The organism is Hyphomonas sp. L-53-1-40, from assembly GCF_000682775.1.
Taxonomy (GTDB): domain Bacteria; phylum Pseudomonadota; class Alphaproteobacteria; order Caulobacterales; family Hyphomonadaceae; genus Hyphomonas.
Genome location: NZ_AWFI01000012.1, coordinates 129,162 through 154,295 on the forward strand (window position 1 = coordinate 129,162; position 25,134 = coordinate 154,295).

General features: G+C 58.8%; 19 protein-coding genes. 3 read left to right on the forward strand and 16 right to left on the reverse strand.

What is annotated here, in order from left to right; translation table 11 throughout:
* Positions 1–24 precede the first annotated feature (24 nt).
* Positions 25–912, reverse strand: coding sequence for a division plane positioning ATPase MipZ (locus tag L53_RS06550; protein ID WP_051607668.1), 888 nt, complete (start codon positions 910–912; stop codon positions 25–27).
* A 40-nt stretch (positions 913–952) separates the two neighbouring features.
* A complete protein-coding gene (locus L53_RS06555) occupies positions 953–1,402 on the reverse strand; it encodes a hypothetical protein (RefSeq protein WP_034813413.1) in 450 nt (149 codons plus the stop codon).
* 101 nt (positions 1,403–1,503) lie between these two features.
* On the opposite strand from L53_RS06555, the gene panC reads away from it, so the two are divergent.
* Positions 1,504–2,373 (forward strand): pantoate--beta-alanine ligase, encoded by an 870-nt coding sequence (gene panC, locus L53_RS06560; RefSeq protein ID WP_034813416.1) that lies wholly within the window; start codon positions 1,504–1,506, stop codon positions 2,371–2,373.
* Here the strand turns inward: panC and hisC are convergent.
* The 4 genes from hisC to xylB all read right to left on the reverse strand — a co-directional run bounded on the left by hisC (position 2,357) and on the right by xylB (position 7,523).
* Positions 2,357–3,448, reverse strand: a complete 1,092-nt coding sequence (gene hisC, locus L53_RS06565; RefSeq protein ID WP_034813419.1) for a histidinol-phosphate transaminase — start codon at positions 3,446–3,448, stop codon at positions 2,357–2,359. The genes panC and hisC overlap by 17 nt on opposite strands.
* Positions 3,449–3,500: 52 nt before the next feature.
* On the reverse strand, positions 3,501–4,544 hold the full coding sequence (locus L53_RS06570) for a LacI family DNA-binding transcriptional regulator (protein ID WP_034814247.1): 1,044 nt from the start codon (positions 4,542–4,544) through the stop codon (positions 3,501–3,503).
* A 173-nt stretch (positions 4,545–4,717) separates the two neighbouring features.
* Positions 4,718–6,064 carry a xylose isomerase gene (xylA, locus tag L53_RS06575; RefSeq protein WP_051607670.1) on the reverse strand — a complete coding sequence of 449 codons (1,347 nt, stop codon included), beginning with the start codon at positions 6,062–6,064 and terminating at the stop codon, positions 4,718–4,720.
* Between the two features lie 13 nt (positions 6,065–6,077).
* Positions 6,078–7,523, reverse strand: coding sequence for a xylulokinase (gene xylB / locus L53_RS06580; RefSeq protein ID WP_034813420.1), 1,446 nt, complete (start codon positions 7,521–7,523; stop codon positions 6,078–6,080).
* A gap of 224 nt (positions 7,524–7,747) precedes the next feature.
* Here xylB and L53_RS06585 point away from each other — a divergent pair, with 224 nt between their 5' ends.
* Positions 7,748–8,635 carry an aldose 1-epimerase gene (locus L53_RS06585; protein ID WP_198019757.1) on the forward strand — a complete coding sequence of 296 codons (888 nt, stop codon included), beginning with the start codon at positions 7,748–7,750 and terminating at the stop codon, positions 8,633–8,635.
* An 11-nt stretch (positions 8,636–8,646) separates the two neighbouring features.
* On the opposite strand, the gene L53_RS06590 is transcribed toward L53_RS06585, so the two are convergent.
* Together L53_RS06590 and L53_RS06595 are read right to left on the reverse strand one after the other, a co-directional pair.
* Positions 8,647–9,696, reverse strand: coding sequence for a LacI family DNA-binding transcriptional regulator (locus tag L53_RS06590; RefSeq protein WP_034813422.1), 1,050 nt, complete (start codon positions 9,694–9,696; stop codon positions 8,647–8,649).
* A 138-nt stretch (positions 9,697–9,834) separates the two neighbouring features.
* A complete protein-coding gene (locus L53_RS06595; RefSeq protein ID WP_034813425.1) occupies positions 9,835–10,956 on the reverse strand; it encodes an endo-1,4-beta-xylanase in 1,122 nt (373 codons plus the stop codon).
* A 132-nt stretch (positions 10,957–11,088) separates the two neighbouring features.
* Here L53_RS06595 and L53_RS06600 point away from each other — a divergent pair, with 132 nt between their 5' ends.
* Positions 11,089–12,798, forward strand: coding sequence for a glycoside hydrolase family 43 protein (locus L53_RS06600; RefSeq protein WP_034813438.1), 1,710 nt, complete (start codon positions 11,089–11,091; stop codon positions 12,796–12,798).
* Positions 12,799–12,855: 57 nt separating this feature from the next.
* Here L53_RS06600 and L53_RS06605 read toward each other — a convergent pair whose 3' ends face one another.
* The 8 genes from L53_RS06605 to L53_RS06640 form a co-directional block, all read right to left on the reverse strand.
* Positions 12,856–15,432: a glycoside hydrolase family 3 protein gene (locus L53_RS06605; protein ID WP_051607672.1), complete on the reverse strand. Its 2,577-nt coding sequence runs from the start codon at positions 15,430–15,432 to the stop codon at positions 12,856–12,858.
* A 76-nt stretch (positions 15,433–15,508) separates the two neighbouring features.
* The gene (locus L53_RS06610; protein ID WP_051607673.1) at positions 15,509–16,936 is read right to left on the reverse strand and encodes a sugar porter family MFS transporter; all 1,428 of its coding nucleotides are present in this window, start codon (positions 16,934–16,936) and stop codon (positions 15,509–15,511) included.
* Between the two features lie 229 nt (positions 16,937–17,165).
* Positions 17,166–17,546 carry a hypothetical protein gene (locus L53_RS06615; protein WP_034813440.1) on the reverse strand — a complete coding sequence of 127 codons (381 nt, stop codon included), beginning with the start codon at positions 17,544–17,546 and terminating at the stop codon, positions 17,166–17,168.
* Positions 17,547–17,644: 98 nt separating this feature from the next.
* Complete coding sequence (locus L53_RS06620) at positions 17,645–18,679, reverse strand: DUF3137 domain-containing protein (protein ID WP_084333187.1); 1,035 nt, start codon at positions 18,677–18,679, stop codon at positions 17,645–17,647.
* Between the two features lie 67 nt (positions 18,680–18,746).
* Positions 18,747–20,474, reverse strand: a complete 1,728-nt coding sequence (gene ilvD, locus L53_RS06625) for a dihydroxy-acid dehydratase (protein WP_034813441.1) — start codon at positions 20,472–20,474, stop codon at positions 18,747–18,749.
* 62 nt (positions 20,475–20,536) lie between these two features.
* Positions 20,537–21,526, reverse strand: coding sequence for an isoaspartyl peptidase/L-asparaginase family protein (locus L53_RS06630; protein ID WP_034813444.1), 990 nt, complete (start codon positions 21,524–21,526; stop codon positions 20,537–20,539).
* A gap of 43 nt (positions 21,527–21,569) precedes the next feature.
* Positions 21,570–24,311 carry a valine--tRNA ligase gene (locus L53_RS06635; protein ID WP_034813445.1) on the reverse strand — a complete coding sequence of 914 codons (2,742 nt, stop codon included), beginning with the start codon at positions 24,309–24,311 and terminating at the stop codon, positions 21,570–21,572.
* Positions 24,312–24,392: 81 nt separating this feature from the next.
* The gene (locus L53_RS06640) at positions 24,393–25,133 is read right to left on the reverse strand and encodes a DUF2497 domain-containing protein (protein WP_034813447.1); all 741 of its coding nucleotides are present in this window, start codon (positions 25,131–25,133) and stop codon (positions 24,393–24,395) included.
* Position 25,134 lies beyond the last annotated feature (1 nt).

Genomic DNA, 25,134 nt, shown 5'->3' on the forward strand with positions numbered 1-25,134 from the left:
TCGTAATATCCATTTCTCAACAGATCAGAATTCGATTTCGGCGCCGACCAGCTCTGGCAGCTGCATGATGATCAACAAGTCACGCATTTCCTGACGGGCGGCGACATGGCTCATTGTGAAGGAGATATTGGAGCCCTTCTCGGTAAGATCGAGCAGGGTCAGACCAGCCGGGAACAGTTCGCGATAAATCACGCGCTCAGAGAGACCTGGCGCAAGGCGGAACCCGATCCGCTTGGACAGATTGGTCAGCGCTTCGCCGACGCGCTCCTTGTTACGCGCCGCTAGAGGCGACATGCGGTTGCGCATCACGATCCAGTCAATCGGACGGCGCGACGTCTGAGCCTTCTTCTTGCGACAGGACCAGACCATTTCTGAGTAGAAGCTTGGACGCAATACTTCGAGCGTCTGCGGGTTCACATCGCCCAACAGGTCAAAATCGACGAAACTGTCATTCAGCGGCGTGATCAGCGTGTCTGCATTCACATGCGCAAGACGCGAGAGATAGGTGTCACCGCCCGGACCATCGATGATGATGAAATCGCAGGCTTTCTTGAGGCGCGCCACGCTGCTGAGAAAACGCTGGGTCTCCTCGGATTCAGCCTTATCGAGATCGCGCTCTGTAGAGGCATCCACGCGCACGATTTCCGGCATGGGAAGTTTCGCACCGGTGGATTGCATCCAGCGGAGGCGGTTTTCGAGATAACGGGTGAGGCTGCGCTGGCGCACATCAAGATCGATGACGCCAACCTTCTTGCCCATCCGCATCAGAGCGACGGACAAATGCATGGAGACGGTCGACTTGCCAGCTCCGCCCTTTTCATTGCCTACGACAATGACGCGGGCCTCGCGCTGCTGCGCTGACAGGTCCGGGCCGCTAACCGTTTCAAGCGGTGCGAATCCATCAGCGGGCATTACGGGCGACTCCTTCAGAGGTATTTCAGTTCGTTAGGGCTCAGGCGACGTGAGACATCTCGGCACCAACAGACTTGCTGCTGGGAACCACGTCCATGAAGAGATCGGCGTCTTCAGCCGGAACGTCGCCATAATGCGCAGCCATCGGCTCACCATCGAAGAGGACATCGTCCGAAGTGATTGGACCGAAAGCAGCCTGCAAGGGCAGCTCGGCGCTGACGGGGGCATGTGCCGCAATGTCAGTGAGCAATGCGCGAAGGCTGGAAAGCGTATTTGAGATGCGTCCGAAGTCGCGGGAATAAAGCGTTGCCGCTTCGGTCACCGGGCTGCCGTCGCGATCAAACATCCATTCGTCGACCGCGTTCGGGTTCAGATATTCGCGGATCGGCTCTGGAACAGCCGTTTCAGCGAGTCTGGACTTGCCTGCTGCCAGTCGGAGACCGATAGAAAGCGCGAAGGTTTTTAGCGGAGCGAGAATGCGATGTGTCATGAGTTTGAAATTCCTCCGAATGGGTTAACAACGCGTTTACGAAATCCTTTGGCGGGACGTTTTAAACAATCCTCATACGGGAAGATTTCATAGTGAATTCCATGACAGGTAAGTTAACGGCGGCCGTCCACTCGCGGGCCGAGCTGCAACAACAGATTCGGGCATGGCGCCAAGCCGGTGAAACTATTGGATTTGTTCCCACAATGGGCGCCCTTCACGGGGGGCACCTTTCCCTTGTGCAGATGGCACGCACAAAGGTGACAAAAGTGGTCGCGAGCATCTTCGTGAACCCCACACAATTCGCACCCGGTGAAGATTTCGACACATATCCGCGCGACGAATCGGCTGATCGGACCAAACTCGATTCGGCGGGCTGTGATCTCGTATACTTGCCTACCGTCGAGGAAATGTATCCGGAGGGCACCCGCACCAATGTACGAGTGGAGCAGATGTCTGATCTGCTGGACGGCATCTATCGTCCCCATTTCTTCTACGGCGTGGCGACTGTGGTGGCGCGGCTGTTCCTGCATGTCCAGCCGGATGTCGCCGTGTTCGGGGAGAAGGATTACCAGCAGCTCCAGATCATCCGGCGCATGGTGAAAGACCTCGGCTTTCCAATCGAAATTCTTGGCGGCGAAACCACACGTGAGGCTGATGGGCTCGCCCAGTCCTCTCGCAACCTCTACCTATCGCCTGAACAGCGTCGCAGCGCCGGGGCGATGCAGGCAGCCTTGCACCGGGCCTCGGTCCGTCTATCACTTGGCGCAAAGCCGTCAGATGTGCTGGAAGAAGCCCGGCGCCTGATCATGGCCTCCGGGTTTACCGAGATGAACTATGTCAGCCTTGTCGACCCAGCCTCCCTGGAGGACCTGCCCGACGCGCCCCTGTCATCTGGCACGGTTGCGCGGCTGCTCGGCGCGGCATGGCTCGGAAAGACGCGCCTGATCGACAATATCAGCGTGACGCGGTGAACTCTTTCAGCGCGTCCAGGACCGCCTGATTGTCGTCGGCCGAGCCGACTGTAATCCGCAATCGTTCCGGCAGGCCGTAGCCCCCAACAGCGCGGACAAGGATGTTGCGCGCCTTGAGGAAGTCGTTAGCCGCCGTAGCGCGCTCTGAGGAGCCGAACTCCGTCAGCACGAAGTTCGCGTCGCTATGCGGGGTCGGAAGGCCCATCGCATTCAAGGCCGCGGTCATGCGGGCGCGCCAGTCGGTATTATGGTCCCAGCTTTTCGTCAGGAAGTCGGTATCCTGAATGCTGGCCATGCCGGCTGCCACAGCGAGACCATTCACGTTGAAGGGTCCGCGAATACGCTGATAGGTCTCAGCGATCTCGGCAGGCATGTACCCCCAGCCAAGACGCAAGGCCGCAAGCCCATGAATCTTGGAGAAGGTCCGCATCATCACCGTATTGGCTTTCCGGTCCACGAGGTCCCGAATTTGCGCTTCATATTCCGGGCCGACATATTCGGCATAGGCACCGTCGACGACGAACAAGACATGCGGCGGCAGGCTGTCCTGCAGCTGTTCCAGCGCCTCGACGGGCAGCATCGTGCCAGTCGGATTATTCGGATTCGCGAGGAACAGGATTTTCGTCCGCTCCGAGACCGCGCCAAGGATGGCGTTGACGCCCGCGGTCAGATCGGTTTCCGGGACAGTCACTGGCGTTGCGCCGTGCGACAATGCCGAAACGCGATACATGGAAAAGGCGTGCTCGGTGAACAGGATTTCGTCGCCCGGTCCGGCATAGCTCTGGGTCAACAAGTGAATGATCTCGTCAGACCCCGCGGAAACCACCACACGGCTAGAATCGGCAATGCCAACCGCCTCGGCAATCGTTTCCCGCAGGGCACGGTATTCCGGATCAGGGTAGACGTGCACATCGCCCGCCACCGCCTTCATCGCCTCAATGGCTTTCGGGCTGGGGCCGAACGGATTCTCGTTGGAGGCCAGCATGATGACGGAGCCACTCGCGCCGGCGAGCTTGCCGCCGGGCACATAGGGCTTGGTCTGGGCGATATGCGGAAGAGGCGTAATCTTGGTCATCGCCGCGCGACTTACACGAAAGCGGCTGACTGGGAAACTCGCGAATTGCGCGTCATGCGCGTGGCGCGGCAGTGGATTGCCGTAGCATCAACTTGTATTCGAGCAACTTGTGGCGGGGCGCATCGCCGGTAGGGGCAGCCTCTTCCAGCAACATGCTGACGGCCTCTGCAGCAAGTTCGCGACTTGGCTGGTAAATCGTCGTCAAAGACGGACTGATTGTCGTGGCCAGCGGCGTATCGTCGAAACCCACTACGGAAAGGTTGGCTGGTACATTCACCTGGCGGCGATACGCCGTCGCGAGTACACCGGCAGCCATGTCGTCATTACTCGCAAATATCGCGGTCGGACGGTCAGGCAATGACAAGAGTTTCTCAGAGCATGAGACACCGGAGTCAAACGCGAAATCACCATCCTCGATTAGATCAGGATCGAGGGGGATGCCCTCTTCTTCCAGTGCCTGCCGGTAACCGGCAAAACGCCGGACAGCCTGCGCATGAGAATCGGCCCCCTTGATGAAGCCGATCCGCCGATGGCCGAGTCCGATCAGATACTCCGTCATCTCTCGCGCAGCCGCAGCATCGTCGATGGCCACATCCTGACCATGCTCAACGTCTTCTGCAGGCGCAATTCGAACGAATGGAATACCACGGTTTTCGAGTTCGGTGATGAGGTTCTTGTCGTCCGATAATGGCGGCGTCAGGATAGCTCCGGCCAGCTTGGTTTCGGCCCTCAGTGCAAGCAGCGACGTATGATTGTCGCTGCAATCCTCGGTGATGAGGCTGTAACCAAAGGCTTGGCAACGTTGCAGAGCGCCCAGCTGGACCTCGCCGATATAGTTGCGCGACGGGTTCGCATAGAACAGGCAGATGATGTGACTGTGGCGAGCCCGCAGATTGCGCGCATTGTGATTGGTCCGATAGTTCAGCGTCTTGACCGCTTCGAGCACCTTCAAGCGGGTCTCTTCGCGCACATTGGTCTCGCCATTCAGCACGCGGCTGACCGTCTTGAAGGACACGCCTGCTTCGCGGGCAACATCAATGATGGTGGCAGGCCGGACATGTCCGGCAGTCCTGTGCGCTTTTAGCCCGTCAGTCATCGCGGCTCCTCGGTTGAAACCCTTGAGAGCAAGCCAATCGCGCAGCAGAAATCCGCCGCCAGCAAGTTCGTCCGCTCTTAGGGGTATGGCCGACAAGCCTAGCTTCTTTTTCCCTACAGTGACAAGGCCTTGCCCGCGCTCAATACGCTCGGCAAGGCCTGCCGCTGTTCAGTTTATTTCAGGCTGCGGTTCACGAGGTTTTCCAACATTTCCTGACGGCCGCTTGTATGGGACGGATTTACGCCCGACTCGGCAGCCTTGTTGGCGATGCTCTCCAGGCTTGCACCTTCCGAAAGCATCATTCTGCCAAGGTCGGAATTCTCCCACCCCGCATACCGCGCGGTCTTGAGCTTGGCGATCTCGCCCTTTTCAAGAATGTCCGCCGCCGACAGCAGCGCGCGGGCCAATGCGTCGACTCCTCCGACATGAGCGTAGAACAGGTCTTCGACCGTGCTCGACTGACGACGTACCTTGGCATCAAAGTTGAAGCCGCCTGTGTCGAGACCGCCGGATGGCAACAATTCGATCAGCGCCAGCGTGATGTCGCGAATGTCGAGATTGAACTGGTCGGTATCCCAGCCATTCTGGTAATTGCCGCAATTGATGTCGATCGAACCCATGATGCCGAGCGATACCGCTGTCGCGATCTCATGCGCGAAGCTGTGGCCAGCCAACGTGGCATGGTTCGGCTCGATATTGACCTGGACTTCGTCTTCGAGACCGAAGCGCTTCAGAAAGCCGTACACGGTCGCAGAATCGAAATCATACTGGTGATACATCGGCTCGTGTGGCTTGGGCTCGATTAGGATCTTTCCTTCAAAGCCGATCTTGTGCTTGTGGTCGACGACCATTGCGAGGAAGCGGCCGAAATTGCCAAGCTCTCGGTCGAGGTCCGTATTCAGCAGGGTATCGTAGCCTTCGCGGCCACCCCAAAGCACATAGTTCTCGCCTCCAAGCGCCTGCGTCACTTCCATACAGTCGCGTATCTGGCGGACCGCAACGGCAGCAACTTCCGGGTTAGGATTGGTCAGGCCGCCGGCGCCGAAGCGCGGGTTGCTGAACAAATTGGCCGTACCCCAGAGCAGCTTGATGCCGGTCGCTTCCTGATAGGCTGCGAGGCGGTCGGCCTGACGCTTGAGATTGTTCGACAGATCGTCCGGTGTCGGAGATTCCTCGGTGACGTCCACGTCGTGGAAACAATAGTAAGGCAGGCCGAGCTTGCTGAAAAATTCGAAAGCTGCGGCCATCTTCGCGTCGGCTGCGGCGCGGTCATTTGCGCCACCATGCCAGGGGCGATTGAAGGTCCCGCCACCAAAGACGTCAAAACCGTCCCAGCAGAAAGTATGCCAATAGCAGACGGCCATGCGCAGATGGTCTTCCATCCGCCTGCCCATGACCATCTGGTCCTTGTTATAATAGCGATAAGCCAGCGGGTTGTCGCTGTCTGGTCCCTCAAACTTGATTGGGTCGATGCCCTTGAAGACGGGGTCTCCGCCTACGTTGATCTGTCCATCAGCCATGTCTTTATTCTCCTCAGAAGGTATCTTTCAGTATACGGTACAGCACACCGAATTTCTCATATTTCGGAGCGAGCCGGTCGCGGTCGCTTTCTTTTGGCTCAACAATCTGCAGCACTTCGGGTGCCTCGAACATTTCTTCGACTGATCCGCCCATGCTGGCGTAGCGAGCCAGGCGCGCGGCGCCGTAGGCCGGGCCAGTGGCCGCGCCGTCACGGTAAACCATGGGGCGGTCCAGCACAGCGGACAGGATGCGCCCCCAATACGTGGATTGCGCGCCACCGCCGATAACCGAAATCGAATGTACGTCCACACCGGACTCCACAAGGGCGCGGAAACCATCCGCCATACCGAAGGCGACGCCCTCAAGCACGGCCTGGCCGATCTGCGCAGAGCCGGAATCATGGTTCAGACCGAACAGGACACCCGACGCATGGGGATTGTTATGAGGTGTGCGCTCGCCAGACAGATAGGGGAGGAATTGCTCAGACCCGGCTAGGCCTGCCTCTGTCTGGGCGAGCTTCACAAGCTCTCCCGCATCGGATGTCCCGGTCAGTTTGACGGCCCAGTCGAGACAGCTGGCTGCACTCAACATGACCGACATCAGGTGCCACCGATCCGGCAAGGCATGACAGAACGCATGCGCTGCAGAATCGGGATTGGAGCGGAACGTATTCCCCGCCACGAAAATTACGCCGGACGTGCCAAGCGACAGCAGCGCTTCACCCTCATCAATCACGCCAACCCCGGCTGCGCCCGCTGCATTGTCACCGCCGCCGGCGACAACAGGAACACGATCCATACCCCATGCCTCTGCCGCTTCCTGGCGAAGCACACCGGTCACTTCATGGCCTTCATAGAGCTTTGGCATATGGTCGACAGTGAGGCCACAAGCAGCAAGCAATTCCTCAGACCAGGTCCGCACCTCGACATCCATCCACAGCGTGCCTGAGGAATCCGACATGTCGGAGGCGAGATCGCCAGTCATCCGCAGGCGGACATAGTCCTTGGGAAGGAGCACCTTGTGCACTTTCTCGAATGCACTTGGCTCATGACGGCGCACCCATTCGAGTTTTGGCGCAGTAAAGCCAGGCATGACAAGATTGCCGCCCTTAGACACAAAGGCTGGTGTACTCTCTTGGAGGTCGCGGCATTCTTCAAAGCTGCGTCCGTCATTCCAGAGGATCGCCGGCCGAATCGGAGCAAGAGATTTATCAAGAAGCGTCGCACCGTGCATCTGGCCGGACAGGCCGACAGCCTTCACCTGATGACGGCGATTCACATCCAGCTTCGCGACGGCCATGTTCGTGGCGGTCCACCAATCGGACGGATTTTGTTCGGACCACAGGGGTTTGGGACGCGAAATCGGGAGCTCCGCCTGGCTGACTTCAACTTGGCGTCCTGCCTCATCGATCAGCGCTGCCTTTACGCTGGATGTGCCTATGTCGATCCCTAGAAACACGTTCGGAATGTCCTCCCTGGCAGCCCGTCTGAGTGCGACTGTCCGATAAATGATACCGCTATCATTTCATCTTTGCCATCGCAAGAGCGGATTATCAACTTGGCGAACCCCGGTAGATCCGCCGCTGCCGCAGCCTCGCGACCCAGCGAAAAAGCTATTCAAGCTTTTAATGTTAGCGTTAGCATGCTTTGTAGCCAATGCTTACGAAAGAGGGAGATCGGGGTTTGGCCGATTCAACTGCGCTGTCGCGCCTTGTACTTCAGAGAGGAGCCCTAGAGCTCATCCTGTTGCCGGATCTCGGCGGCAGTGTGGGTGGGTTGACCTACAAGGCTCAGGACATTCTGCGCCCTCTTACGCGCACAGCAGATGAAAGCCCGCTACAAACCGCCGGCTTTCCTCTTTTCCCGTTCTCGGGCCGGATTTCCGAAGGGCACTTTGCTTGGCAAGGCCGAGATATATCCCTCGCGCCAAACTTCCTGCCGGAACCCCACGCCATTCACGGCCAGGCTTGGCATGCGGCTTGGCAAGTTGCAGAGCATGGCAGCGATCATGCGCGGTTAGTGTTTGACTACTGTCCCGGAGACTGGCCGTGGGCCTATCGCGCGGAACAGGAATTCAAGCTCCGGGATGACGGTCTGCACCTGATGCTTCGCCTTACCAACAAGGCAGATGAGACCATGCCCGCAGGGCTTGGTTGGCACCCCTATTTCCCCCGCTTGGACGCGCGCGTGAAAGTGCCGGTCGACCGGGTCTGGATGTCGGATGAGGGCATGATCCCCGATAGGCTGGACGTACCGGCCGCGAGCGCCGATCTGTCGGACTGGCGTGTCGTGGCTGAGCTCGACCTCGACAATGCCTTCACCGTGTCAGACCGGACAAGCCGCGTCGAATGGCCAAGCCGGAACCTGTGCGTTGAAATGGTCTCGGACGCAGAGCTCGGCCACATGGTGATATACACACCAAAGCAACAGGATTTCTTCTGCGTTGAACCCGTTAGCCATGCGCCCGACGCGGTAAACAGCCAGCATCCGGCCGAGCTGACAGGACTGCACAGCCTCGCACCCGGCGAAACGCTGTCGGCTCAGATAAGCCTGACCATTCGCGAAACCTGAGGCGCCTAGATTCAGACCTTGATGACCGAATCCCGCTCAATGATCGCAACATCGAGAATCGGGTTCAGCTCGCCCAGCTCGGCTTCATCATCCGAAATGAACGCTGCCAGCAAATCAACTGACTGATAGCCCATTTCAGCAATCGGCTGACGCACCGTGGTCAGCTGCGGCCAGATCGCGCTGGCGATGGGTGTATCATCATATCCGACCACGGAAATGTCTTCCGGTACGCGCTTACCATGACGGAAAGCCGATGCGATCACGCCGGCGGCCATATCATCATTGCTGGCAAAGATTGCCGTGGGCTGGTCTGCGAGGTCCAGCATCTTGTCGGCCGCTTCCATGCCGCTGCGATAGGTAAACCGACCCCGCCGGATAAGATTTGGGTCAATGTCGAGGCCGCGTTCCTTCATCGCCAGCTGGAACCCGCTATAGCGGCGATGCGAGGATATCTGGTCTTCGGCGCCGATCACGAAGCCGATCCGGGTATGGCCACGAGCGATCAGGTATTCCGTCATACGCTTGGCCGCGGCTTCATCATCGATGGCGAGGCTTGTGCCCGATTCTGGCGGAGCTTTTGGCGCGATAAGGACGCAAGGGATGCCTGCCTCCTCCAGCTTGGAAAGCAGGAGGTCGTCTTCGCTGAGTGGGGGTACGACGAGAATGCCGTCCAGACCGGCGCCGCTGACGCGCCCCACAAGCTCATCCACGTCGGAAGGGTCCTGATAGGAGGAGAAATCCTCGAGCACGAGGTGGTGCCCCGCTTCTCGGCACCGGTTCATTGCGCCGATGAGCAGCTCACTGAGATAGGAGTTGCTGGGGTTGTTGAAAATCATGCCGATGAACAGGGAGCTCCCACCCGCAAGGCTGCGCGCGAGCAGGTTCGGGCGGTACTTCAGTTCCCGGATGGCATCTTCGACACGCGCCCGGGTCGCTTCACGCACGACATCCCGGCGATTGAGCACACGCGAGACCGTCATCTGTGAAACGCCAGCGAGTTCGGCGACCTCCTTGATGGTCGCGTGCTGGCGACGTCCCGACTTTGTAATTTTTTCGGACATACTTGTTCTTCTTATCCCGTGAGCAGGGTTCCCGCCCTGCTTTTCTTTCGATGTCTTGCGCCGACTTAACACCCAAACCTCAAGCCTTTATGTAATTTTTTCAAGACGATTCAGCCAGATGGGGTAATGTGGCGCAGTTCACGTGCGGGTTGGCGCAGCCTTGAGCGCAGACGCAACGGCGTCGCGCATCAGCTTGGGGCGATAGCTGGAATCGTAAAGGGTCGGTCGTTTTTCCACCCCGTCTTCGCGCGGTTTGAATCCCTGCAGCCAGCTGTGATTGTCCGCCAGACCCCACATCAACAGGTCCTTGGTCTCCCGATAGCTGAACATCATGTCGAGATAGTCCCGCGTAAACGCGGCAATCTCCTGGTCGCGCTGAACAATGCCAGGAGCCATCATCGAGTCATTCACGTCGAATTCGGTGAGGTAGATGTCCAACCCCATACCGATGGCCTCTTCCACGAAGTCCCGCCAGATTTTTTGCTGGGTCGGCGTAAAGGCCGAAGGCGGCGCATCATTGGAATGACTTTGAATGCCAAGTGCATCAATGGGTGCCCCGTTGCGTTTCAAACGCTCGAGCATGCGCAGCACGCCTGTGCGATGTTTTTCATGGCTGGGCTCCCAGCTCATATAATCGTTGTAGGCCAACGTTGCATCCGGCGCCGCTGCGCGTGCCGTGCGGAATGCAAAATCCAACACGTCCGACCCCATGGCTCGGGTGAAGGAGGTCTCGCGAATGTCTCCGGTTTCCGGGTCGATCGTCTCGTTCACCACATCCCAGGAATAGATGAAATCAGCGTCTCGCGACGCCACCGCTGTGATATAACCACCCAGGACGGCTTCGGCTTCCGAGGCGTTCGCAAAATCTATTTCGTTGATCCAGTCGGGGAGCCACTGCGGATGCTGCCATAGCAAAGTGTGGCCCCGCATGCCGAGACTGTTGGCTTTCGCAAACGCCACCAGCGTATCGCCCGGCATCCAGTTCATGGCATCCGGCGTTGGCTGAATCGTGTACATCTTGTGTTCGTTCTCGGCTACGATCACGGCGCAATCACGCAAGACAATATCGAGATACGCTGGTTGGGACACCTCACCCACATCCATCGCCGTGCCGAAGTGAATGCCTTTTGCGGCGGCCAAACTCTTCAACGGCTCAGACTCATTCCCGAGCTGCACGGCGGGCTTACCTGTGGACGTACACGCAGCACCGGTTGCGGACGCAATCAGAGCGAGCGCGTGGCGTCTTGTAAGTTTGGACATTGAGTTCCTCCCGGTCAATTTCGGCTCTTGGCGGCCTTGGCATAGCGATAATGATAACGCTATCATATCGTGAATTGAAACCGGGTCCATACCGGTAGAACGACAGAGGGAGTCGGAAGCGTGATTATTCAAATGCGACATTGGAAGGCGTTTGCCAGTTTCGGGGCGATCGCGATCGCAGCGTCGTGCGGCAGTGTCAGTGCGCCTACGCCGCTGGAAACATCGGAAGCCCGCTTCTCCTATCTGACATATAGCGGCACTGACCCGATCTTTGATCTGCCCGTCTCCGACAGTCAGGCTCGGAATCCGATCCTGGCCGGATACTATCCAGACCCCAGCATCGTGAAAGTCGACGCCGACTACTACCTCGTGAACTCATCCTTTACCCACTATCCGGGTATCCCTATCTTCCACAGCGGAGACCTGATCAACTGGACCCAGATCGGAAATGTGATCGACCGGTCGGACATGCTCGACTTTTCCGGGCTGACCGTGTCGCGCGGTGTGTTTGCTCCGACCATCGAATTCCATGGCGGCGTCTTCTACGTGATCAATACCTGCGTGGATTGCGGCGGCAATTTCATCGTGACGGCTACCGACCCTGCCGGGCCATGGTCCGACCCGATCTGGCTACCCAATATTGGCGGGATCGACCCGTCGCTTTTCTTTGACGAGGACGGCAAGGTCTACATCCTGAACAATGACGCCCCTGAGGGCGACCCCCTCTATGAGGGGCATCGCGCGGTCTGGATCCGCGAAGTTGATGCACAAACGTTCGAACCGGTTTCGGATGCGGTCGTAGCGGTGAATGGCGGCGTGGACTTGTCCGAACAACCCGTCTGGATCGAGGGGCCGCATCTCTACAAGGTTGATGGCAAGTACCTGCTTAGCGCTGCTGAAGGCGGAACAGGCCCGCAGCACTCGCAGGTGATCCTCATCGCGAAGTCCCCCTTGGGGCCATTTACGCCCCATCCTGATAACCCGATCCTGACGCAACGCGACCTACCGGAAGACCGGGCCGAACCGATCACTTCGGTTGGCCATGCTGACTTCACCCAAGATTCTGAGGGCAATTGGTGGGCCGTATTCCTTGGCACGCGCCCCTATCAAGGCAACGAATACAATACCGGCCGCGAAACTTTCCTCATGCCGGTGTCATGGGACAATGGTATCCCACGCATCACCAAGCCCGGCGACGTCATCCCGCACGTCATTGATCGTCCCGCCCTGCCGGCGCAGCCGAAGGCTCCTTTGCCGCTGACTGGCAACTTCACCTATACGGATGAGTTTGAGGAAGACGTACTTCCGCTGCACTGGCTGACGGTCAGAATACCTGCCCAGAAAGCGTATCGACTGGAAAATGGCGAACTCGTTCTGGAAGCGCGCGCAGACGGAGTCGGCAGCCCTGGACAGCCTTCCTTTCTCGCGCGGCGGCAGCAACACACAAATGCTGAAGCCTATACTGAGGTCTCTTTCGTGCCGGGAGATAATGACGACGAAGCGGGAATTGCCGCTTTCCAGAATGATGCGGCCTATTATGCGCTCGGCTTGTCGATGAGTGAAGACGGGAAAGCGATTGTGCGGCTGCGCAAGCGCGCGGGGGACGCGACAGACAAGGACGGCGAGATCGTCGCAGAGGTCCCTGCAGCCGCGCCTTTTGGGGCCTCCCTCAAACTGCGGATCGTATCACGGGGCCCTGAGATCGACTTCTATCAGGCTGCCCGCGGCGACGACTGGGAGCCCGTGGCACTCGGCGAAGACAGCACAATTCTGAGCACGGAAAAGGCTGGTGGGTTTGTCGGTACGCTTCTCGGTGTTTATGCCCAGTCCGCCGCAGACTGATCATTAAAAATGAAAATGGCGGCCTTCGAACGATCAGACCTATCTTTCAGGCTGGCGCTACTCAGAGCAACCTTGGTCACTCTCGGAAGGTTCGAAGCGGATGTCTGCCACTGCCACTGTCCCAGCATCCATCGTTCCGATAACCGCCGGGATCTGCACGGCAGTAAGGTCGGTCAGACCGAGACAGGCCGCAGGCGCTCGGTATTCCGCCCAGTCGGAACCTGTGACGGTGATCTGCTCAACGGCTTCGCAATTGCCATTCTGGTCGCAAGAGCCACTGACGGATATGACGTGCTCCCCGCCATCCATCACCTTGGCTGCGATTACGATGTCCAGCGCGGCGTCGCCAGCCGCATTCAGATTGACCGGATTGGCAAAAGAACCAATGGACAGGACGCCAGTCGGATCCGACCATGAAAGCACCAGTCCATCCTCCTGAATTTCGTAGTCCGTCCGGCTGATCGAAAGGCCCGCCAGTTCGGTAAGCCCCGGCTGCAGCGTCGTGTAAGCCCCCTCAAACGCGAGGAGCGCGCCCCAGCGGTCTCCTGGGCGTCCGCGCCTGAACAAGGTCCGCGGATCCGCATTGCCCATGAGGTCTTCGGACAGACCCGGATCTTCACTCAGCTCTCCAAGCTCGGTTGCGTCAGAGGCATAGCTGAGGCCGTACCCGTAAGCGAATAGCGGCTCATAAGGTGTGTCTTCCGAATTGAGACGCAATGGCTGAGCTGTCGCCGGCCATGAGAAGGAGAGACGTCCCGTAAAGTCGTAGTCTGGTTCCGTCTGGAATAGCACATCGGCAATCCCGGCACCTTCGGAGCCCGGGAGCCAAGCTGCTACGAATGCATCGGAGTCATTGAGTTCGGGATTTACCCAAAGCGGCCGACCCGACAGGAAAACCGACACGACCGGCACGCCCTTGTCCTGGAAGGCTTCGAGCTTGCTTGTGTCAAAACCATTCGGCACAAAATCCATCGTCCGAATATCGCCGATGCCTTCAGCGTATGGATTTTCTCCGTACACAGCAATTACAACATCCGCATCCACATCGGACTCTCCTGTGGGGTCGAAGATCAGCGTTCCGCCGCCCGGCAGCAGCGCATCCTCAATACCTTCCAGAATGGACTGTCCATTGGGGAAGTGGCCATTGTCATAACCACCGCCCTGCCAGGACAAGGTCCAGCCACCAGCGGCCTTGGTGATACTGTCTGCGCCATCACCGATCACGAGAATGGTTTGCTCCGTGCTGAGCGGAAGGAGATTGTCATTGTTCTTCAGCAAAACGAGCGATTCCCGCACGGCGCGGCGGGCGATCTCTCGGGCCTCGGGCGTTGCCATCAGGCTCTCGTCGTTCGCTCCAGGGCGTTCGCTCGGCGCAGGCTTGTCGAAAATGCCATAGGCGAGCTTCACACGCAGGATACGGCGCACGGCATCGTCGAGACGCTCCATCGGGATGGTGCCATCCTTGGCGTGCTGGAGCGTACTTTCATAGAGCCCCTTCCAGCTGTCCGGCGCCATGTACATATCGAGCCCAGCATTCAACGACTGTGGACAGTCAGTATTCGCACAACCCGGCACCTGACCGTGACCATTCCAGTCACCGACAACAAAGCCAGTGAAACCGAGGCGGTCTTTCAGCACTTCGGTCAGCATGACGTGGCTGCCATGCATCTTGACACCCTGCCAGCTGGAGAATGACGACATGACGGTCTGCACACCGGCTTCAAGCGCGGTGAAATAGCCTTGGGCGTGAATGTCGATGAGTTCCTGTTCGGTGGCGAGCGTCTCGCCCTGATCGATGCCATCTTGTGTGCCGCCGTCGCCGACATAGTGTTTGGCACTGGAAATGACACGGCCCTCGCCGAGAAAGTCCTCATCATCCGGACGGCCCTGCAATCCGTAGACGATCCGTTCGGCATATTCGCGGACAATTTCGGGGCTTTCTGAATAGCCCTCATAGGTGCGGCCCCAGCGGTCATCGCGCGGCGTGGCAATGGTGGGCGCAAAGGTCCAGTCATGACCGGACACGATCAGCTCTTCTGCCGTGATGCGGGCAATATCTTCGATCAGGTCCGGATTGTTCGCGGCGCCAAGACCAATATTGTGCGGGAAGATGGTCGCACCGAACAGGTTCGCATGGCCATGCACGGCATCGATGCCCCAGATGACGGGGATGGCGATTTCAACACCTTCTGGATCGACCGAGGCGTGCCAATAAGCGTCTGCATCCGCGAGCCACGCGTCCATGGACGCGAACGGTTCGTCACCGGGCGCCGAGCTGCCACCACTGAGAACGGACCCAAGGCGATAGGCCTTTACTTCTTCGGGGGTCACACTGTCGCTGTCCGCCTGGATGACCTGACCGACTTTCTGCTCCAGAGTCATCTTCGCCATGATCTCGTCAATGCGCGCTTCGATCACAGGGTCGAGATCCGGCACAGTGATTTCGGGCCAAAGTTCTGGTGTTGCAACGAGATCCTGCTCAGTCATGAGCGCGGTCTGCACGGGCTCTGCAGCTACCATGGTTTCGGTGGCATCGGCATCGGTCGGCGTATGGCTACACGCAGCAATGAGCGCCACACTAGCCACGCCGCCGAGCAGCGAAATGATTGACGATTTCCGGACAGCCTTGGCCATCGCGACCTCCCTTATTCAGTTTTTAAAAAAATGCCCTCGCCGACAGATCGGCGAGGGCGGAATGTATATGCCGGGCCTATCCCTGCATTTCCTCGAGTTCGAGACCTTTGGTTTCCCTGACCGCCTTGAAGACGAAGAAGACGGAAATCAGCGCACAGACAGCGTAGAAGCCGTAAGCACCCGCCAGACCGATACCAGCCGTTGCCAGCATGATCGGAAAGGTCATCGTGATCGCGAAGTTGGCGATCCATTGCGCAAAGCCGGAGATGGCGAGACCTGCGCCGCGAACCTGGTTCGGGAACATCTCACCAAGGGCGACCCACATGACAGGGCCCCATGACGCGTTAAAGAACACAACATAGGCATTCGCGGCGAGCAGAGCGATCAAGCCAAAGCTGCCGGGCAGACTGACTGCCCCATCAATCGTGACCGCTTGTGAGAAGCAGAATGCCACGATGGCAAGTGTGACCGTCATGCCGATCGAGCCGATCCACAGTAGTGGTTTGCGACCGATCCGGTCGATCAGCAGCAGCGCAATGATCACGGCAATAATCGAGACCGCACCGGATATGATGTTGATCAGCAAGGCGTCGCTCTCGGAGAAGCCAACCGCCTGCCAGAGCACGGCGCCGTAATAGAAGACGACATTGATACCAACAAGTTGCTGGAACACGGCAAGACCGATACCGACCCAGACGATGGGCTTGAACCCGAACTGGCCGAGCGCGTCCTTGAGCGACGGCTTGTGATCATTGGCGAGCGACTGCTCGATCTCGTCGACCTTGCGACGAGCGGCCTTGGCGCCAGAGAGACGCGACAGAACCGATCGCGCCTTGTCCGTAGAGCCCTGTGCCACCAGGTAGCGCGGGCTTTCCGGAATGAATAGCAAGGCAACGAGGAAGAACGTAGCTGGCAGCAATTCCATCCAGAACATCCAGCGCCACGCTTCAAAACCGAGCAGCCATTCGTTCATGGCAGACCCACCGGTTGCCTGCGCGATCAGATAGTTGGACACGAATGCCAGAAAGAGGCCGCTGATGATGGCGACCTGCTGGATCGAAGTGAGGCGGCCGCGATATTTAGCCGGCGCAACCTCGGAAATGTAGGCGGGAGACATGACGCTTGCGGCGCCGACCGCAAGACCACCGATGATGCGATAGACGACAAATTCCGCCGACGAGCCCGCTACACCGGAGCCCCATGCGGAGATTATGAAACAAACCGCAGCAACGATCATCATCGTGCGGCGACCAAATGCATCCGACAACGTACCTGCCAGTGCCGCACCGACCGCACAGCCGAGCAACATGGAAGCGACATTGAAACCTGTGCCCATTTCTTGCGAGTTGAAGGCGACACGCAGGCCGTCGACCGTTCCGTTGATTACGCCTGAGTCAAAACCAAAAAGAAATCCGCCGATCGTGGCGACGGCGGTGATCAGCAGAACCTGGCCAAAACTGCCCTGTCCTGTATCCATACTTACAGTCGATGATGCGTCGCTCATACCGCGCGCCCTCCCTTGTTTCGCAGCAGGCAACCCCCTGCCCGCTTTTTGCTTATACCGAAGTCTAGCCTCGAATGTTATCGCCAACAAGAAGTCTATCAAAATTGAGTTGTCAACGTTGACAAATTTTTCTGCCGTAACGACGTCTACGAGTCGATGCGACGACGATGCGCCAGTTGCGCATCATCGCGGGCTGAGGTCCAGCATGAAAGGAGAAGGGAAGTTCCGCCTATTTGGCAGTTGCGCAGCTCTGATTATATGAGGCAATGTCCTGATTGAACTGGCGCGCAACTGCCTGCAGCGCACGCTCTTTTCCCATCAGTTCCTTCCTGGCGGTCTGATAGGCAGCCTTGGTCTCATCAGCTGTCGCAGCGTGCGCAGACGAGGCAAGGCGATGGATTTCGGCATCTTCCCAAACCTCACCCAGCTCTTCGACACTGATCGCCAACTCATCACGTTTGGCCTGCAGCGTTTCAATCTCCGCCTTCTTCGGCGCCATGGTTGCCGCCATCGCATTGCACCGCTCCACGTCTGCAGTCGTCATCGCCTGAGCGACGGCCGTTTGTGCAGCAATGACAAGCATGAAACTGGCGACAATGGATTTCATCATGAAACGGGACCTCTTGCTAAGTTCACGCTTTTTATGGCGGAAAGTCACTGAAGCAAAGCTGAACGCTGTTGCCCCCGAACTGCCTCATTTGAACGATCTCAGTCGCGTTCTTGGCCTTCCCGGGTTCGTCCGATGATGACAGCATCCATGATGCGGAATATGGCCGCAAAATCGGTCAGCAATTCCCGCACACGATCCGCACTATCGAGGGGTTTGAACATGCTGCCGGGCTCGAACAGATTCCCTCCCTCCAGCGTGATGAACATCTCGCCACCATCAAAACACGCCTTCAGGCGACCGCCATGGAATGCCTTTTCCAAGTCGACGAGATTCTGCATGAGGTCCGGTGTTAAGAGGTAGCGGCTCTCGACCTGATCGGTCGTGTAGACCTCAAATATCTTTTCAAACACCGGGTCTTCCAGCATGGCACGGGACATGCCCTTCCCCCCGCCAAACCGATTGAAGAAGCCCGAATCACGCGTGATCAGCGTGCGGCCATAGAAGCGCTTGGAAAACTCGAAGCGCAGGCACTGGCCCTTGAAGACCGTTCTCCAGCGGGTTTGCGTATTGCCTTTGGAATCGGTCGACGTACTGCGCTCTTCGAGATGCACCTCGAACAATTCGAAATCCACGCCTTTGCGCCGTCCCGTCAGCCGATCCTCATAATTGGCGCGGTCCCAGCTGGGCACGATTCCAACATCATGATGCTTGTAGATAGAGTCGACAGAGCCGGGCTCCGCCAAGAATTGCAGACCAAGCTTTCGCACAACGGGCAGGACAATCAGATCCTTGGCTTCCTTGCCCAGTCGACGCACATCACGGCCTCCCCAGTACAGATAGCCCACACCGACCACCACAGCGATGATTGCTGCGAAGGGATGCCGAACAAGAAACACGCCAGCAAGCGCACCGATAACAGCAACCGCGATCCCCACATAGCGGGCTTGTCGCGCCTTCGCGACGGCGACTTGTCGTTCGGCCTCACGAGTCAAAAGTGCTGGCCTGATCTCATCCTGGAACAGGCGGGGAAACTCCCGGAATTCCTCTGGAAGATCACCCAATGCCTTTACAACATCCGGATCGACAGGAGATTGTGACGGGAGTGGATCGGTCGATGGCATATCCTGACTCATCTGGGGCGGCCTCTCATAAACAGACCGCCCCAGTTAAGCTTGGATTCCGTGACAGGTAAAACCTGTATCAGATATCGGCGTAGACGTGCCGCTCACCCGCAAAGCCCGGATGGGTCGTCGCGCCCTTGTGGGCAGGCCCGACCAGCGCAGCAAATTTCTGCAGCGCACCTGAGCCATAGGCCGTAATACGCGGCTTCCACTGGCGCTTGCGATCTTCCAGCTCAGCAGGTGTCAGGCGCACATCAATTGTGCCTTTTTCGGCATCGATCGTGATGACGTCCCCATCCTTCAGCAAGCCAATGGGGCCGCCTTCCTGCGCTTCAGGGCCGACATGACCAATGCAGAAGCCTCGCGTCGCGCCGGAGAAGCGACCATCGGTGATCAGGGCCACCTTGTCGCCCATGCCCTGCCCGTAGATCGCGGCGGTGGTCGACAGCATCTCGCGCATGCCGGGGCCGCCCTTGGGCCCTTCATAGCGAATGACAAGCACTTCGCCTTCCTTGTAGTCGCGGTTTGAGACAGCTTCGAAGCAGGCTTCCTCGCCATCAAAGACCCGCGCCGGGCCGGAGAATTGCAGCGTGTGCAGTCCGGCTACTTTCACAATCGCGCCATCCGGGGCGAGCGAGCCCCACAGGCCGACCACACCGCCCGTCGGCGAGATCGGGTCGGTTGCCGGATGAATGACCTTCTGGTTCGGGTCCCACTCGATGTCTTCGAGGTATTCTGCCCAGGTCTGTCCGGTGACGGTCAGGCAGTCGCCATTGATCATGCCGGATTCGTGCAGCGTCTTCATCAGCATGGGCACGCCGCCCGCTTCGCCGAAATCCTTGGCAACATAGTCGCCACCGGGTTTGAGGTTCGCGATGTAAGGTGTCTTCTGGAAGATCTTCGCGACGTCTTCGAGATCGAACTGAACGCCGCACTCATGCGCCATGGCTGGCAGATGAAGCGCCGCATTGGTCGAGCCGCCGGTCGCGGCGACGACGATGGCCGCATTCTCGAAAGCTTCGCGCGTGCAGATATCGCGTGGGCGCAAATTCTTCTCAACCAGCTGCATCACCACTTCGCCGCTGGCCACGGCATAGCCATCGCGATCCGTGTATGGCGCCGGCAGCGCCGACGAGAGCGGCAGGGCGAGGCCGATGGCCTCAGAAACGCAAGCCATCGTGTTCGCCGTGAACTGGCCGCCACAGGCCCCGTCGCCCGGACAGGCGACCTTTTCCAACGCGTGCAGCTTCTCGTCGGTCATCTCGTTCGAGCCGGCAGCATGTGCGCCGACAGCTTCGAACACGTCGAGCACGGTAACGTCGCGGCCCTCATAGGAGCCCGGCAGAATCGATCCGCCATAGAGAAACACGCTCGGCACGTTCAGGCGCAGCATGGCCATCATCATGCCCGGCAGGGATTTGTCACAACCGGCAATACCCACCAGCGCATCATAGGAATGGCCACGCATGGACAATTCGACCGAGTCCGCAATCGTGTCGCGACTGACCAGCGACGAGCGCATGCCCTCATGACCCATGGCAATGCCATCGGTCACGGTGATCGTACAGAATTCGCGCGGCGTGCCATCGCCCTTCTTGACGCCTTCGGAGGCCGCATGTGCCTGGCGCATCAGGGCCGTGTTGCATGGCGCAGCTTCGTTCCAACAGGACGCAACGCCAACGAGTGGCTTCTGGATGTCCTTGGTCGACAGGCCCATGGCGTAAAGATAGCTGCGATGCGGCGCGCGCTCCGGCCCTTGCGTAACGTGGCGGGAGGGCATTTTCGATTTGTCCCAAGTCTTGCTCATGACGATCCTATCCTGTGTGTTCTGCAATGCCCCTAGCGCGCAATCCTGTTGCGGAAAAGGGACTATTCGCCGCCATAGATGGCAGTTCTTGCCCCTGAAGTATCCACGACCCCACGATACATGCCTTCGGAGTTGAAGACGAAGACATATCCACCGTCACCATCGAGGACGATCACGCCACCATCGCCGCCGAGTTCTGCGACTTCTGCGAGCGCGGATTCAGCGGCCGATTCAATCCCGTCGCCCGCCAGTTTCACCCGGTCGCAAATGGTCTTTGCCACGCCCACGCGGATGAAATATTCGCCGTGTCCAGTTGCAGACACGGCGCAAACGCCGTTCTCGGCATAGGTCGCTGCGCCAATCAGCGGCGAGTCCCCGATCCGGCCCGCTGCCTTGGCTGTCATGCCGCCGGTCGTCGTCGCCGCGGCAAGATTGCCGTCCTGATCGATCGCGACCGCGCCGACGGTGCCATGACGGTCGGCGGCGGTCCGTACGCGCTCTTCGAGCACGCGCTCCAGAGACTGCCTGCGCCGGTCCGTGTCGAAATAGGAATTGTCAACTATATCGAGGCCCTGCGCTTCAGCAAAAGCGTCGGCCCCTGATCCGGCGAACATGACATGTTCGGACTTGTCCATCACAGCGCGTGCCGCCTTGATCGGGTTGCGAACGCGGGTGACGCCCGCCACTGCGCCCGCATTGCGCGCACGGCCGTCCATGATTGATGCGTCGAGTTCATGAGTACCCGCCGCGGTGAACACGGCGCCGTGGCCGGAATTGAACAGCGGATCGTCTTCCATCGGTATGACAGCCGCCTCGACCGCATCCAGCGCGCTGCCACCGTTTCGGAGCACGGCTGCGCCAGCTTCCAACGCAGTCTCGAGCGCTGCGGTGTAAGCCGCTTCCTTTTCCGGGCTCATACCTTCGCGGGTGATCACGCCTGCGCCGCCATGGATCACCAGCCGCCATTCGGGCGTGGCGGGCTCAGGGTCCGGGGTCGCAGCGCACGCGCCGAGGAAGATCGCCGACGCGATCACCAGTTTGCGGAAATTCATGAGGGCAACTCCTGTTCATGCTGAAACAGGATGCCCGCATTGGTCAGAGACCTTCAAGCCCCTTGCGGGCAGCTTTCAGCTTTTCCCTGCGCGCGGACCAGTCACGGATCCGCTCACGATTCTCTTCCACGATTTCGGGCGGGGCACGCGAAACGAATTTCTCGTTCGAAAGCTTGCCCTCGGTGGATTTGATATCCTTGTCGAGTTGGGCCAGTTCCTTGTCGAGCCGATTGCGGGCCTCGTCGATGTCGACAATGTCGGCCACCGAAAGCGCAGACATGGTCTCGCCGATGACCGCAGTCACCGCTCCTTCGGGGGTCGCATCCGTCATCGAGATGTCTTCAAGGCGCGCAAGGCGCTTCAGGACGTCCTCATGGCTCATCGCGCGGTTTTCGATTTCCGCGCCGGCATTGACCAGGGTTAGCGGCAGCTTGGAGCCCGCCGGGACACCGAGATCGTTCCGGAGCGAGCGGAGTTCGGTGATCATGTCGATCACCCAGTTGATCTCTTCAGCGGCAGCCTCATCCGTGAACGGCTCAGTCGATGGCCAGGACTGGTGCATCAGGAAGCCCTTGGCCTCAGCGCGGCCCTCAGCGCGGCGTTCCCACAGTTCTTCGGTGACGAAGGGCATGAAGGGGTGGAGCAGCTTCAGCGATTCATCCAGCACATAGCCGCAGACCATGCGGGTTTCCTGCTTGGCGGCATCGTCCATGCCTGCCAGCAGCGGCTTGATCAGTTCGAGATACCAGTCGCAGAGCGTGTTCCAGATGAATTTGTAGAGCGCGCCCGCAGCTTCGTTGAATTTGTAGTCCTCAATGCCCTTGCTGACTTCTGCCGCGCATTGGGAGAGTTCGGACAGGATCCAGCGGTTCACCGGGCTTTCGACCCTGGCATAGTCGATCTCGCCGGGCGCGCCGCACTCATTCATCTCGGCAAAGCGGGCGGCGTTCCAGAGCTTGGTGGCGAAGTTGCGATTGCCTTCGACGGCCTGTTTGGAGAGCCGGATGTTGCGCCCCTGCCCGGCCATGCGGCCCATCGTGAAGCGCAGCGCATCGGCACCGTATTCGTCGACCAGTTCCAGCGGGTCCATGGCATTGCCCTTGGACTTGGACATTTTCTGCCCCTTCTCGTCGAGCACGAGCGCGTGGATGTAGACGTCCTTGAACGGAACTTCCCCCATGAATTCGAGGCTCATCATCATCATCCGGGCGACCCAGAAGAAGATGATGTCGAAAGCTGTGACGAGTGTTGCCGTCGGGAAGAAGGTTTCGAGATCAGCCGTCTTGTCCGGCCAGCCTTGCGTGGAAAAGGGCCAGAGGGCGGAAGAGAACCAGGTGTCGAGAACGTCTTCGTCCTGAACAAGCTTCTTGCCCTTGCCTGCCTGCTCCTGAGCTTCCTCTTCGGTGGATGCGACGTAGGCATTTCCATCTTCATCATACCAAGCCGGAATTCGGTGCCCCCACCAGAGCTGGCGGGAGATGCACCAAGGCTGAATGTTTTCCATCCAGTTGAAATAAGTCTTTTCCCAATTCTCCGGGACGAATTTGGTCTTGCCCTCTTTCACCGCGGCGATGGCAGGCTTGGCCATCGTCTTGGCGTCGACATACCATTGATCCGTCATCCACGGTTCGATGACGACATTGGACCGGTCACCGAAAGGCTGTTCGATCTTGAGGTTCTCGATTTCCTGCAGGAGTTCAGCTTCCTCGAAAGCCGAGACAACTTTCCGGCGTGCATCGAACCGGTCGAGGCCGCGATACTCAGCCGGAATACCGGCCGTGTCAGCCTCTTCGCCGTCCACGATATGCGCGGTCGCATTCAGGATATTCAGGGGCGTGTGGCCCGCGCGCTTGCCGACTTCGAAGTCATTAAAATCATGCGCCGGCGTGATCTTTACCGCGCCTGAGCCCTTTTCCGGGTCGGCATACTCATCGGCGATGATCGGTATACGGCGGCCAACAATCGGCAGCTCGACAAACTTGCCGACAAGGCCAGCATAGCGCGGGTCTTCCGGGTGAACGGCGACGCCGGTATCGCCCAGCATGGTTTCCGGCCGTGACGTGGCGACGACAATGTAGTCGCGCATCTCCTGATCCACGACATTGCCGTCTTCATCCTTGACCGGATGCAGATAGGTGACGCCATCCGCGAGCGGGTAGCGCAGATGCCAGTAATGGCCCGGCACTTCGCGCTGGTCGACTTCAAGATCCGAGATCGCGGTCTGAAAGTGTGGATCCCAGTTCACGAGCCGCTTGTCGCGATAGATCAGGCCCTTCTTGTGGAGCTCCACGAATACTTTCGTGACCGCGCGCATCATGCTGTTGTCGGGATCGTTGCGGTCGCCCATTGTGAAGGCTTCTTTTGACCAGTCGCAAGATGCGCCGAGACGTTTCAGCTGGCCGACAATGGCACCGCCGGATTCCTCTTTCCAGTTCCACACGCGATCGACAAAGGCCTCGCGACCCATGTCGCGGCGGGTGACATTGTCACCGGACTGGGCCATCTGGCGCTCGACCACCATCTGCGTTGCGATGCCGGCATGGTCGGTGCCCGGCTGCCACAGCACATTCTTGCCGCGCATGCGCTCGAACCGGATCAGGACATCCTGCAACGTATTGTTCAAGGCGTGGCCCATATGCAGGACGCCGGTGACGTTGGGCGGTGGTATTACGATGGAATAGGCTTGTGCAGACGTGTCGCCGGAGGGCTTGAAGCATCCGTTTTCTTCCCAGGCCTTGTACAGGCGGGGTTCGGCTTCGGCGGGGTCAAATCTTTGATCGAGCATCGTTTCAGGCGTATTCCATGTAAAAGAAAAGGCGCGCCAGTGACGGCGCGCCCTTCCCTATAACGTATTTGTCAGGAGAGGCTAGCGCGCCATGCGGGCAATGCGCTGTACTTCGGCCTCGACCTTTTCCTCGACGATCTTTGCCAGGTTGGCATCGAGCCAGTCCTTCATCATCGGCTTGAGCATCTCGCGCACGAGGCCCTCGATCGTATTGTCGCCGCCCATGTCCATTTTGGAAATGAGTTTGCCAAGTGCACCAGCTGCCACATCGGCTGTCTGGTCATCGGTCAGGACTGTTTGCTGGTAACGTGCGGTAGCCGCCATGTCTTCCTCCACGGATACGGATGCAGCCACCGGTTCGGGGGCAGCGGGTTCAGGTTCAAGTTCTGGTTCGGGATCCGGAGCGATTTCTTCAACGAGCGCTTCGGGGAATACTTCTTCGACGACTTCCTCAGCCTCTTCAGCCTTGGGGGCCGCCACGACCGCGCGCGCCGCACCGAGCATTTCTTCGAAGCTTGGCGGCTCGCTGACTTCGTCGGCGCTGGAGTCAAATTGCTCGAATTCCACCTCAAAGGCGTCTTCGTCAGCTACAACCTCTTCGGCAGAAGCCTCGTCCGCTGCCGGTTCGTCCTCGAACATGACATCATCGATGTCGTGCAGATCATCCTCATCGAATGAGGCTTCAGCCTCGACAGGCGCGGGAGTCTCTTCGGCGTGCGCCGATTCTTCCGCCTGTGGAGCCGTGTCATCATCTGAGATGATCTTGCGAATCGACGCGAGGATTTCCTCCATCGTCGGTTCTTTGTGTGCTTCATTGGCCATG